10 protein-coding genes and 1 pseudogene are annotated in these 13130 nt (G+C 36.7%); 7 read left to right on the top strand and 4 right to left on the bottom strand.

The features are described 5' to 3' along the window. Positions 1-53: 53 nt before the first annotated feature. Positions 54-2542, bottom strand: a pseudogene (locus IPL24_13955) (PIG-L family deacetylase). Positions 2543-3190: 648 nt separating this feature from the next. Here IPL24_13955 and IPL24_13950 point away from each other — a divergent pair. From IPL24_13950 to IPL24_13940, 3 genes are all read left to right on the top strand, one after another. Beyond that, entirely contained in the window at positions 3191-4423 is a 1233-nt protein-coding gene (locus IPL24_13950) for a PQQ-dependent sugar dehydrogenase (protein MBK8364715.1), read from the top strand. A 110-nt stretch (positions 4424-4533) separates the two neighbouring features. Next, complete coding sequence (locus IPL24_13945; protein MBK8364714.1) at positions 4534-5181, top strand: trypsin-like peptidase domain-containing protein; 648 nt, start codon at positions 4534-4536, stop codon at positions 5179-5181. Positions 5182-5426: 245 nt separating this feature from the next. After that, entirely contained in the window at positions 5427-7919 is a 2493-nt protein-coding gene (locus IPL24_13940; protein ID MBK8364713.1) for an AAA family ATPase, read from the top strand. On the opposite strand, the gene IPL24_13935 is transcribed toward IPL24_13940, so the two are convergent. Both IPL24_13935 and IPL24_13930 read right to left on the bottom strand, forming a co-directional pair. Beyond that, entirely contained in the window at positions 7916-8170 is a 255-nt protein-coding gene (locus tag IPL24_13935; protein MBK8364712.1) for a prolyl oligopeptidase family serine peptidase, read from the bottom strand. The genes IPL24_13940 and IPL24_13935 overlap by 4 nt on opposite strands. Next, positions 8130-10040 (bottom strand): S9 family peptidase, encoded by a 1911-nt coding sequence (locus IPL24_13930; GenBank protein MBK8364711.1) that lies wholly within the window; start codon positions 10038-10040, stop codon positions 8130-8132. The genes IPL24_13935 and IPL24_13930 overlap by 41 nt, the downstream gene beginning before the upstream one ends. A 159-nt stretch (positions 10041-10199) precedes the next feature. Between IPL24_13930 and IPL24_13925 the strand changes: the two genes are divergently transcribed. The 4 genes from IPL24_13925 to IPL24_13910 all read left to right on the top strand — a co-directional run bounded on the left by IPL24_13925 (position 10200) and on the right by IPL24_13910 (position 12644). Then, entirely contained in the window at positions 10200-10511 is a 312-nt protein-coding gene (locus tag IPL24_13925; GenBank protein ID MBK8364710.1) for a cyclic nucleotide-binding domain-containing protein, read from the top strand. Continuing rightward, positions 10480-11070 (top strand): hypothetical protein, encoded by a 591-nt coding sequence (locus IPL24_13920; GenBank protein MBK8364709.1) that lies wholly within the window; start codon positions 10480-10482, stop codon positions 11068-11070. Before IPL24_13925 ends, IPL24_13920 begins: the two co-directional genes overlap by 32 nt. Before the next feature lie 15 nt (positions 11071-11085). Next, positions 11086-11469, top strand: a complete 384-nt coding sequence (locus tag IPL24_13915; protein MBK8364708.1) for a SpoIIE family protein phosphatase — start codon at positions 11086-11088, stop codon at positions 11467-11469. Between the two features lie 206 nt (positions 11470-11675). Next, on the top strand, positions 11676-12644 hold the full coding sequence (locus IPL24_13910; GenBank protein ID MBK8364707.1) for a pirin family protein: 969 nt from the start codon (positions 11676-11678) through the stop codon (positions 12642-12644). An 11-nt stretch (positions 12645-12655) separates the two neighbouring features. On the opposite strand, the gene IPL24_13905 is transcribed toward IPL24_13910, so the two are convergent. Then, entirely contained in the window at positions 12656-13000 is a 345-nt protein-coding gene (locus IPL24_13905; protein MBK8364706.1) for a ribose-5-phosphate isomerase, read from the bottom strand. Between the last annotated feature and the right edge of the window lie 130 nt (positions 13001-13130).

Raw genomic sequence — 13130 nt, 5'->3', positions numbered from 1 at the left:
AAAGATAGATCCGTTTCCAGTTTTTTACTTCATGCGATCGGTTTTCACTCATTCTAATTGTTTTTCGGTATGCTTAGCAAATTCACAAAGAGTCTGTATGCCCCGGGAATTCCTGCAGGTAATTCTCTGAAGAAAACAAGACCGGTATAAACAAAATTCCCTTTACCATATTTTGCAACAATTAAACTTCCATCATTTGCTTTTTCTCCGGGATCATTCATTGAAAGTACTTTCTGATATGCCGGATCAGCATCTGATGCAAAATAAATTCCGCGTTCCTGTTTCCATCCTGTAAAATCATCCGGAGAAATTTTATTCGGAAAATTAAGAGTTGAACTTGCAGGTTCATTGAAACGAATTTCTGCTTTTTCATCTGTTACCCTTTCGCGGGAAATATTAAAAGGGTAAGGTGAGATCTTTGAGATCAGCGGTCCGATTCTGTTATTAGTATTATACTGTACTATAAAGTTTCCACCTTGATTGATATAGTCAAGTAACTTCTGACTATGATTTTGAAGCCAGTCATTTGTATTGTATGCACGTATACCGGTAACAATTGCATCAAAACCATTCAGATTGATCTTTGATAATAATTCATCGCTGAGAATAGTTACGTTGTAACCGATCTGTGCAAGACATTCTGCAACTTCATCGCCTGCTCCGGGAATGTAACCAATATTTGTCCCTGCAAGTTTGATATCGGAACTCACCAATTTTGCTTTTGCTTCATTAAGCATAAATTGATATGGAATATGGTCGTACTCCATCCTTTTTATACCATAAGAAATGGAATCGCCATTTGAAATGACCATAGCAGAAATCGTTCCTTCTGAATGGGTAGTAGGCGGTGTAATAGTTGTTTCAAAAATTCTGTTATTGTTTTTTGAGAATATTTCCAGATTGAATTCCGCCGGCTCAGCTTTCCAGCCTTTAGGTAAATTAAGAGTGACTTTTCCTTTTACACTGTCCTCGTTAGCAATTATGTTCAATTGAATTCCAGCAGGTTTACCATTTTGAAATGTAAAAGCTTTGGCGGAAAAATTAACTGCAATTGCAGGAAGAACTTCGAAGGGTCTGTATACTTCTCCTTTTGCAGGGTCTACACTTTTATAAACCAGAGGTTTGTTGATCTCCAGATTCAGTCCTTCAATATTCAGATTGATTTTTACAGAATAGGCTGCAGAGTTTTCAGGTTGAAGAATAAGCATTGGGTCAGTGACTGTGAAGAATCCTTCATTGTGTACAGACTTCAACCAGTAAGGATTGGAATAAGAAATGTTTTTGTTCAGTGAAATTGTTCGTTTAAAAACACTGAGCTCATTTTTCTTCAGAGGAATTTCAGCAATAGTATCTGATTTATCAGAATAAACAATGCTATTGATCTTTACATTTGCATCACTTCTGTTTATTGCCTGCAAAGTAATTTCTACTTTCTTTCCCGGTATTCCTGAAAAATTTCCTGCAGATGGTTCAATCCAGATGCCGGCACAATTGAGCAGTAAATTTTCTGTTTCTTTTAATTTTTGTTTTTTCCAATATGCAATATTTTTATTTGTTTCAGGTAAAGCAAGTAGTGAATTGTAAATAATTTTTAATTCAGAAATACTCTTGGCAGGAAATTCGGGATCAAATTCTGCAATACATGAATTGATTTTATTTATCAGATCATTTTGATTACCCAGTCTGTTCCATGTCAAATCTATATTTTCGAAAACATCAGCTTTCACTGAATCTCCTTTTATTTGTTTGAAGAATTCAATTTGTTTTCCACGCGATCTTGCAGAACCAAATCCCTGGCTCTTGTGCATTGACCGACTCTCAGCTGCGATCTCTCCATAACTTTTACCGAGGAGAGAATTGAATCCGCCTACATCGATCTGTACCTGATCTGCTGCAGTAGTGTTTGTTGTCCCGAAATTAAAAGTATTCCAGAAAACTCTTTTGATCTGCCACACATCAACATATCTTAATTGCCATGCGAAACGTGTTGGATCGGCAGCAGCTTCAAACGCTTCAGAGCCTAGTATTGCAGAAGCTGTATGATGTCCATGGCCACCTTCGCCTGTAGTAGGAAAACGGCAGATGAGGACATCCGGTTTGAAATTTCTAATGATCCAGACAACATCAGATAAAATCGTGTCTTTGTTCCAGAAATTAAAAGTTTCTTCAGGATTTTTGAATATCCAAAATCATTTGCGCGACTGAAAAATTGTTCTGCACCATCAATTCTTCTTGCTGCAAGTAATTCTTGTGTGCGGATTATACCTAACTGCTCGGCCTGTTCTTTTCCTACAAGATTTTGTCCGCCATCGCCACGAGTCAATGACAAATAACCGGTGCGAAGTTTCTTTTCTTTACTAAGATAAGTAAGTAGTCTTGTATTTTCATCATCAGGATGTGCTGCAATGTATAACACAGATCCAACAACATTCAACTTCTTAATTCCCTGCAGAATTTCTGAAGAAGTCAACGGTTGTTGTGATTGTGCGAATGAGCAAAAATGGAAGCAAGTAATAACCAGTATTAGCAGTAAATTTTTCATAAAATTTGGGATGTATTTGGAGTGGGAAAATACTGTTTTTAAAATTCAAAATACATTAAACCTGCATGAATTAGTAAGAGCGTGCAACAAGCTGAGATTATTGGAAAATGGGGTTAAAAAAACCTGATTTTAGTTAATTTCGATTTAATGGGAACAGGCTCAGAGTCATTATTCTGTGGTACATTTAATGCAAATTGTAGTCTTTCAGATAAAAAGGAATATAATTTGTTAAAGAATTTAAGTTTTATTTAATTCGGGAACTATTCTTAATTTTGTAATTAGTTGGAATGAAAAAACAGCCGGAATTTCCTTCGTTTAAAACAATTTTGAAATTATGATTTTGCCTGAAGACAAAACTACCCCTACAGAGAAAAAGAGCTGGCTGAAAAAAGTCGGTGTCTATGGGTTTATGTTTTTTCTTCTGAAAGGCCTGGTTTGGATAGGAATTGCAATCTGGGCATGGTTTAAAGTTAATTGAGCAGGCCATAATAAAATATGATTTAATTCTCTTTTTCCTCCCTTTTTTCCTCTATGTTCTCCATGTTTAATTTTTAATCGTCATCGATTTCATTTTTTACACAGAGGCCTCCTTTTTGCATTGTCAGGAAGTTACAAATTGACTTACTTTAAATTCTAAATTATTAAAATATGAATACTAAAATTATTCTCATTGTTGCTTATTTCGGTTTTATGCTGAATGCATGTGGATCAAATCCTACAGGAAAAAATGAAGATCAAAATTCTGATTCATCAGTTGTTTCTGTTGAAACGAAAAAACCTAATTCAGATTTTAGACCCGCTTTCACAGGACAAACACGAATTAAAGCAATAAAAACTTCCGTATCATATGAAGCAGCCAAACTAACTGACGAACTTAAAAAACCATGGGGAATAGTCTCTTTGCCCGATGGCAGATTTTTAATTACAGAAAAAGGTGGTTCGATGAGAATTGTTTCTCCGACAGGAAAAGTGGGTGAAAAAATTACAGGGATACCGGCGGTTAATTCTGATGGTCAGGGAGGGTTATTGGGACTGACACTTGATAAAGAATTTAAAACAAACAGAATGGTCTATTGGGCTTTTTCGGAAAATATGCCTGAAGGAAATCTTACCGCTGTTGCAAAAGGGAAATTGTCTGTCGATGAGAAGAGTCTGGAGAACGTTAAAGTGATCTATAGAGCGACACCGGCATACGATGGAACTCTTCACTATGGCGGCAGAGTGATTTTTGATAAGACAGGAAATCTTTTGTTAAGTACAGGTGAGCGTTCTGACAAAGTTACAAGACCTCAGGCACAAGATCTGAATTCAGGTTTAGGAAAAATTATCAGGATAACTACTGACGGACAACCAGCCGCAGGAAATCCATTTGCTAATGATCAGAAAGTGCGTCCTGAAATTTATTCGTATGGACACAGAAATGTTCAGGGTCTTGCATTACATCCGGTAACCGGTGACATCTGGGAAAATGAATTCGGTCCAAAGGGTGGCGATGAAATTAATTTGATTCAACCGGGAAAAAATTATGGCTGGCCAACAATAACCTATGGATTGGAATACACGGGATTTAAAGTCGGCGAAGGCCTTACAAAGCAAGATGGACTGGAACAGCCGGTTTATTATTGGGATCCTGTTTTATCGCCAAGTGGAATGACATTTTACAATGGAACCGAAGTAGCAGAATGGAAAAATAATTTATTCATTTGCGGATTGAACAGTAATCATATTGCCAGATTGGTAATTGAAAATAATAAAGTGACCGGTGAAGAGCGGTTACTAGAAGACGAAGGTCAGAGGTTTCGTGATATTACAATGGGTAATGATGGCAAATTGTATGCAATTACTGATGAAGGGAGATTGTATAGAATAGGGAAGAAGTGATTTCTGCTTTGAATGTTAGTAATTGTGAGTGATGAGGTTTGCATGTAAGGCTTTTCATACTAGTTTTGTGACTATCAGAAAAAGTTTTACGTGAAAAATAAACCCACTCTATGTTTCAAAAAGCGTGTTCTCAATTAAGTAGTTCCATCTTTGGTGTAAGAGCCGGAGTAAATAATCAGGGGCAGATTACTTATTCTTTAGGCTCCGGATTTTTAATTGCTCCAAACATCATTGCCACTACTGCTCATGGTATGCGTGATCTTGCTACCGGAGTTCATCACAATTTTTTTGAAGTGATTTGTTCAGTTGATATTGGAAAGACTCCGGTGCCTGCACAATTAATTTTTCAGGATCCGACAACCGATGTTGCCTTTCTAAGGATCATGGGTGGTAATTATTCAAATTCGGTTTCGATCAAAAATGATTTTGTAAATAAAGGAACCATGATAGGAACACTTGGCTTTCCTTTGTCCGAAATGACTAACGGAATCTGGATCCTTAAGGAACGATTTCAACATGGTTTTGTAAGCGGATATTTTCCACATAATTTTTACGGACACATGATCACATTTTATGAAACAGATAATCTGATGTACAGCGGTTCCAGTGGTTGTCCGGCATTTACTTCTGATGGAATTGTTATCGGAATGCAATGTGGAAATTTAAATTCCAAACAAGGCAATCAATTATCGATCTCTATTGTAGCAACTGTGGCTTCTATAATGGATTTGGCGGTAGCGAATGGGTTGTCGGTTTAGTCTATCCCATACTTGTGAAAAAAAAAATCTGCGCCAAATCTGCGGGATTTGCGAGATCTGCGGGAGAAAATAAAGCGTGATTTGTTCTCCCGCAGATCTCGCAAATCCCGCAGATTTTGCGCAGAGAGATATTCCAATATCCTAGATCTTTAGAATTCGCATATAAGTATGAAAATGTACCGATACAACTATCATTTGAATTTCCGTTTTACTTATGTGTTACCTTTGTTATCCAAATTTGTAAAATGGAAACTATAAAAACAGAAGCATTTGAACTTGCTTTGAAATTCATAAATGAAACGAATGTAAATATTTTTCTTACCGGAAAAGCGGGAACGGGTAAGACTACTTTTCTGAAATATCTGAAGGAAAATCCGGTTAAAAATATGGCTGTAGCTGCTCCGACAGGAGTTGCAGCGATAAATGCAGGCGGAATAACGTTACATTCAATGTTTCACCTTCCATTTGGTCCATTCATTCCTGCAAACAGGCCTACAACAATAGCTATAGATAAAAAGACATTGCTTTCGAGATTGCGCTACAATTCCGAAAAACTGAATTTTTTTAATGCACTCGAATTGCTTGTAATAGATGAAGCAAGTATGGTTGCTTCTTATACTGTCGATGAAATTGATCTTATTCTACGAACTGTCAGGCATAAGCAGGCACCTTTTGGCGGAGTGCAGGTACTTTTTATCGGTGATCTGTATCAATTGCAGCCGGTCGTAAGAGACAATGAATGGAAGTTGCTGAAAGAATATTATTCTTCCAATTTCTTTTTCGATAGCCTGGTCTTAAAAGCCAACATACCGGTAATGGTAGAATTGAAAAAGATTTTTCGTCAGAAAGATGAAAGTTTTATCGATATACTAAACGGATTAAGAGAAAATACTCTGACTAAGCAACATTTACTGGCATTGAATAGCAGGATGAAAAGTGATTTCATTTCAAAAGATGGCGACGGTTATATTACTTTAACAACTCACAATGCAAATGCCAATAAGATAAATGAAATTAAACTCAACAATGTAAAGAAAGCTGAATTTAAATATGAAGCAACGATTGAAGATCAATTCCCTGATCATATTGTACCTGCAGAAAAAATATTGGTGCTGAAAGAAGGTGCACAGGTAATGTTCATCAAGAACGATCCTGAGAAAAGATTTTTTAATGGTAAGATCGGTATTGTTGAAGATCTGTCTGACGATGAAGTTGTTGTTAATTGCAATGGTGACAAGATTAATGTGAACAGATATATCTGGGAAAATGTTAAATATGCTGTCGATCCTGATACAAAAGAGATCAAGGAATCAGTGATTGGAACTTTTACGCAATATCCATTGCGTTTAGCATGGGCGATTACGATCCACAAGAGTCAGGGATTGACTTTTGATAAAGTCGTGATTGATGCAGAAAATGCTTTTGCAAACGGACAGGTATATGTTGCATTGAGCAGGGCTACTTCACTTGAAGGATTAATATTGACCAGTCCTGTCAACGATCGTTTTCTTGGCCCGCATGCTGATCTGAAAAGCTGGCAGGAAACAAAGCATGATGAAAAATCTCTTCCGGTTTTATTTGAAAAGGCACGTGAAGAGTATTTGAAGCAAGTGTTATTTGGTGTGTTTACGTATGAACAATTTCTTTTTTATCTCATCAAACTTAATAAAGAGATCTCAGAATTTTTAACCGACGATTCTATCCGAAAATGGCTGAGAGAATTTTCCGGTCTTCATGAAAACCTGCTTGCAACTTCAAACAAGTTTAAACAACAGCTTCAGGAGATATGGAATGAAGGCGGTGATCCGGCAACAAATGAGAAACTTCAGGTAAGAGTAAGCGAAGCCTCTAAATATTTTTCAGAGCAGTTAGTTACATGGAAAAATATTTTGCTTGCGCATCCTATAAAGATCAGCAATAAGCGAACAGCCCGTTCAATTGATAAAGTGTTGGAAGAACTGAATGAACAGATGGTTTATAATCAGACAAAAACGGACCTCTGTAAATCAGGTTTTAGTATGAATGATCTGTCTGTATGGAAAAAGAATTTGCCTGCAAATTTCGAAAAAGTGAAGTCGACATATATTTCATCTGCTATGGAAGGAGTTTCCGGTGAGAAATCGGAATTGTTCGAACTCCTTTCATCGTATCGGGATGAAATGGCCGAGGAAGAAGATGTCCCGCCATATATGATCTTCAGTAATCAGACAATACGAAATTGTTGTGCTCAACTTCCCGGAGACGAAAGTACGATGCTTGCAATGGGCGGATTTGGCAGAACAAAATTATCATTATATGGTTTTGAGGTATTAAAAATGATTCGCCGTTACTGTGAAGAGAATAGCATAGAATTGAATTATTCAAAAGGAAATCAAAAAGGAAAAGTTAAAGGTAAGAGTAAAGCGATATTCAAAAAGTCCGGAATATTATCGGTAACAGTTAACGAAACTATTGTCCTCATTAAATCAGGAAATAGTATTAAAGAAGTTTGTGCGATCAGAAAACTTGCAGAATCTACCATTGAAGGACATCTAGCACTTGCAGTACAGAATAATCTGATCCAGATTGAAACAGTGATGGAAGTTGATATGATAGAAAAGATAAGAACATTTTTTCCTGACAATTCAACTGATTTAAAAGCAGCGAGAGAAATGTGTGGGAATAAATATTCTTTTGGTAAGTTGAAACTGGTGCAGGCCTGGCTTATTGCAAAGAAGCTGAAGGAATTTGCTTCTTAATCTTCAAAGTAAATTTTACTTTCTATGCCAAGGTATTTATAAATAAAAGTGTAGACATAAGCTTTCCTTGTGATCTGATTGTCAAATACGCCGCTTCCTGAATGCCCTGCTTGTTCCTGGTAATATAATACATAAGGATTTTTAGTTCCGCCATACGTCTGAAGTTGAGAAAGAAACTTGAAAGAATGAAACGGACTTACTCTGTCATCGTTATCTGAAGCGACCAGTAATGTTGCAGGGATAATCAACACCTGATTTTACATTGTGCACGGGGGAGTAGGACAACAAATTCAGAAAATCGAGAGAGTCTTCAATGTTTCCATATTCTTCGGTATATTTATATCCGACATTAAATTTATGATAGCGCAACATGTCTAATACGCCTGATTGTGAAACTACCACTTTGAAAAGTTCCGGTCGTTGTGTCATGCATGCACCAACTAGTAATCCGCCATTTGAACCGCCCATTGCAGCAAGTTTTTCAGAGTTAGTATATTTCTGAGCAATCAGATATTCAGCAGCAGCTATAAAATCGTCGAAGGTATTTTGTTTCTTAAATCTCTTTCCGGCTTCATGCCATCCGGGAAAGTCTCCGCCGCCCCGGAGTTTTGGAACTGCAAAAATGCCGCCGCTGTTCAGAAAGGCGATATTGTTGACATCAAAATTGGGTTGCATTGAATTCCCAAATCCTCCGTAACCATAAAGAATTGTTGGGTTGTTTCCATTTAGTTTGATGCCTTTTTTGTAAGTAAGGTACATCGGAATCAAAGTGCTGTCTTTTGAATAATAGTAAACCATTTCAGTAGTCAGGTCCTTGAAACTAAATGGTACAATAGTTTTAGAGAGTGAAGTTTGCTCAAATGTATTCAGGTTGATCTGATAGACAGAAGACGGACTAAAAAATGAATTGAAATAATAAACTAAAATACTATCGCCCCGGGTATAGGAGAATCCATTGAAAGAATAACCTTCCGGTATGCTCCACGATTTTAATTTATTTCCGTTAGAATCAGCAATTAATGCATATGATTTTTTATCACCGTTGTAGAGAGTAAGTATTTTGTTTTCGTTAATGATAACTACTGACTGAAGTCTTTCTTTGTATTGTGGAATAAATTTTTCAAAATCATTTTTCTTATTTAGATCACACCGGTAAGCACTGCCATTGTTGCCGAATTTATTTGTAGCTACAAGCAATTTGCCATTAATTTCTCCTACAGCATGAATGTTGACGCCATCTTTTACTTCAGTATCAATAAATATTTTAAAATCTTCATCAGGGTTCAGAGGAAGAGTTTTATAAGAACATGTAATAGAGAATTTTTCACCTTTCTTGAATTTTTGTGTGAAGATCAGATATTTCTTTTCCGGAGTAATTTTAAAACTAAAGTAATCGGTCAGACTTTCGGGTGTATAAACAGGATAATCTTGGTCCTGTGAAGTTCCCAGAGTATGATATTGAAGCGCTTTAATTTTTATTAATCCTGAAAAGGATTCAGAGACATCTTTAACATCATATTTAATATAAAATACTTTGTCGCCCGACCAGTATAGTGGACTGTACTTGACAAAATTTACGGAATCGTTTAACAATTCTTTTTTCTCCAGATCAAGGAAGCGGATCGTTTTCCAGTCGCTTCCATTTCGCGATAGAATGATTGCAAGAGTTTTATTATCTTCTGAAATATCTATACCGTCGATGGTAATAGCTACGCCTTTTTCTAATGTATTTGGATTAAATAAAAGTTTTGGCTGTTCATCGGCATGTGATCGAATATACAATGATGCAGTTTCAAGTAATGTGCTACTCCCATATGAAAAATAATATTTACCCTCCTTATTTACCCTCTTCATTTGAATCCTTGAATAGTTGGTAAGATGTTCGGCTACGCTATAAGTAAGTTTGCTGGCATATTTATCTCTGATCTCTGCCTGGCTTTCAAGCCAAAGATTTGTTTTATCAGAATGAACATTCTCGAGCCAGCGGTAAGGGTCAGCTACAGTCTTATTCCATATTGTATCTACAACGGAATCTCTTTCGGTTAAAGGATAGATATTTGGTTTCTGCGCATGAAGAAAAATACTCCAGGACAGAAAAAGAAAAATTGAGAGTGGTTTCAAGTTAATAGAGATTATTTGAAGTGTAATATTATTTAAAATTATTTGAATATTGATAAAATAATTTAATAATTGTAGTAGAGTTGATATTTAATCCATATCCTTATTATACCTTACAAGCCTGAATTAATTTCATTACTCTGTATGAATAAAGAATCAATTTTGAATTTGATTAAAACAGTAGAGATCTTCAGCAGTTTGCCCGAAGATCTCTTAGAACAAGTTGCAAATCGACTGCAGGTAGTTTCTTTTTTGCCCAATTCAACTATTATTCAAAAAGGCGATCACGGCGATTCCATGTTTGTTATCGCTAAAGGTAAGGTCAAGGTTCATGATGGTGATCACATTGTTGCAATAACCGAAGCAGGAAATTTCTTCGGTGAATTTTCTTTATTGGATGCCGGTCCAAGATCGATGTCAGTTACTGCAATTGAAAATAGATTTGATCCCTTTTACACGGGAGTTGTTTTATGAATTGCTGCAAAGTCAGCCGGAGGTTGCAAAAAAAATTATCAGTGCACTAACCAAACGTTTGCGCAAGCAGAATGAATCTATCATCGATCAGCTACGGACCCGTGAAGAACAGTTGACAAAATTAGTTGATGAACGAACAAAGGAGTTGCAAATAAAAAATGAATTGATCAGCGTAAAGAATCGCGAGATCACTGACAATGTATATTATGCAAAGCGGATTCAGTCAGCCATACTTCCGGATCAGAAAAAGATTCAGAATTCTTTTAAAGAGTCATTCGTTTTCTATCTTCCGAAAGATATTGTCAGTGGCGACTTTTATTCTTTTTTCAAAATAGAAAACACTGCAATTTTAATTGCGGCAGATTGCACCGGACATGGAGTGACCGGTGCATTTTTAAGTGTTGTCGGTAATTCACTGCTTACACAGATCATCAACGAACGAAAGATAATAGATCCGGGAAAGATTCTTGACTGTCTCCATGAAGAGATGATCAACATGTTGAATCAGCGACATACTGAATCTACAGACGGAATGGATATTGCTATATGTTCATTATAATCTGGAAAAATCTTTTTGAAATACGCAGGCGCAAACAGGCCTTTGTGGTTTATCAGAAACAATGAAATGTTAGTTTATAATCCCAATAAATTTCCGGTTGGTGGATTGCAGATCACTCATGAAGAAAATTTTACGACACATGAGATTTTAGTAGAAAAGAATGACACATTCTATATTTTCAGCGACGGTTATGCCGATCAATTTGGTGGTGAGTTTGGCAAGAAATTGATGACAAAGAAGTTTAAAGAGATCTTAGTTTCAATTCAGCATTTGAAAATGGAAGAACAGAAATTCTTCCTGGCAGAATATCTTGAAAAATGGAAGTCCGACCACGAGCAAGTTGACGATGTTTTGGTAATGGGCGTTTTGTTGAACAGCAAGTTTCAAAGCAAAGGTTAATGGGAAAACAATGTCTGAACCGGGATTTGCCTGATTTTGGGATTTATCTGAATGGGAGTTAGCCAATATGAAATCCCAATTCCTAACAAATTGCCAAACTGCGAATCAGCAAAATCCCAAAATCAGGCAAATCCCGGTTCTGACTTTGTTATTGTGCGTAAAAGTAAAAGGGCAGATGTTTACCTTTGCACCAAACTCCACGTCACATGAAAAGAAGACAATTCATCAAAGGTTCAGCGATCATAGGTGCATCGGTTGTTATTCCGGAATTTCTTAAGGCTACTTCCGGTATGCTGGAGACGGGAAAAGGCAGAAAGGTCTACACAATCATAACTGCGAATAAAACTATGGTGGGTACATTGCCGGTTCTACGTGCTTTTGCAGGCGACAATAATGATTATGTATCGCCCTATGTTTTCTTTGATGAGTTTGGTCCTGTTCATGTGAATCCTAAAGACAAACCACTTCGGGTTGATGCGCATCCGCATGCAGGAATAATTCCGACAACTTATTTTCTCAATGGCACAGGTCATCATCGTGATAGTCTCAATTACGATTTCCAGATCGGTAAAGGTGATTTTATGATGTTCACTTCCGGACGTGGTGCTATTCATATGGAAGAGACAGGTAAAAAGCTGTATGATGATGGCGGCCTGTATCATGGTTTTCAGATCTGGTTAAACATGCCTGCAAAATATAAATGGGTTGCGCCGGCAACTGATGTACATCGTACTGAGAAAATGGCAGACCTGAATGGAAAGGATTATTCAGCTAAAGTTGTTTTGGGAGAAATGTTTAATGCAAAATCAAAAATAGAAACATTATTCCCTGTATTTTATTTTCATATTAAAATGAAAGCGGGTTGCCGGTTAAGTATACCAACGAATCCGCAACACAATGCATTCGTTTACCTAATCAATGGAAAGCTGGAAGTAGAAGGAAGAAAATCAATCGATGCAAATCAGGTTGTTTTATATCAGCGTGGTGATAGTAATATAGAATTATTCAGTGCAGAGGGCGCCGAATTACTTTTGCTTGGCGGACAACCGCATAATGAACCGGTTTATGCATACGGGCCATTTGTAATGAACAGCGAATCGGAAATTCAAAAATGCTACAAAGATTATCAATCAGGTAAAATGGGAAATCCTGATCTGGTGAATAAGATAAAGTAATAAGTTTTCGTTTAGTTAAACCAGACAGCATATCCTTTCTTACGAAGATCCCATGCAAGTTTAGCTTCCATTTTTAATGCTTGCTCACGATTCATTTTTACCTGATTAATTTCATTGTACAATGAGGGCCTCAAGTACAAACCATATTTCCATGGATAATAGGAAGACAGATCGTGTCCTTTCGAATTTTTATATGCTGTTTTATGCTGAAGAAAACGCTCATCAGGCGATTTAGAAGTCATCCCTACGTACAGACATTCCAATACTCCGTTAAACTGCGGATTGGCAGAACGGAATTTCCAGTTTTCAGAGAAAACTTTTTTAGAGAGTTCGATGACGTAGACTTTGTGTGACATTGCAGAACTTTAATTTATACGAAATTGCTGCAGTATAGGTTATAGAATTTTTGCATCTGCCTATCTTATCGGTTACACAACGTAAAATTTTGAAATAAATTACATCAAAAAAAGGGACAGTAGCTACTGC

The sequence above is a fragment of the Bacteroidota bacterium genome (assembly GCA_016711505.1).
Taxonomy (GTDB): domain Bacteria; phylum Bacteroidota; class Bacteroidia; order AKYH767-A; family 2013-40CM-41-45; genus JADKIH01.
This window is presented reverse-complemented; position numbering and strand designations above follow the sequence as displayed.

What these genes read in the sequence shown, in the direction of transcription:
- IPL24_13950 (MBK8364715.1), top strand. Translation starts at nt 3,191, where the DNA reads ATGAATACTAAAATTATTCTCATTGTTGCTTATTTCGGTTTTATGCTG.
- IPL24_13945 (MBK8364714.1), top strand. Translation starts at nt 4,534, where the DNA reads ATGTTTCAAAAAGCGTGTTCTCAATTAAGTAGTTCCATCTTTGGTGTA.
- IPL24_13940 (MBK8364713.1), top strand. Translation starts at nt 5,427, where the DNA reads ATGGAAACTATAAAAACAGAAGCATTTGAACTTGCTTTGAAATTCATA.
- IPL24_13910 (MBK8364707.1), top strand. Translation starts at nt 11,676, where the DNA reads ATGAAAAGAAGACAATTCATCAAAGGTTCAGCGATCATAGGTGCATCG.
- IPL24_13905 (MBK8364706.1), bottom strand. Translation starts at nt 13,000, where the DNA reads ATGTCACACAAAGTCTACGTCATCGAACTCTCTAAAAAAGTTTTCTCT.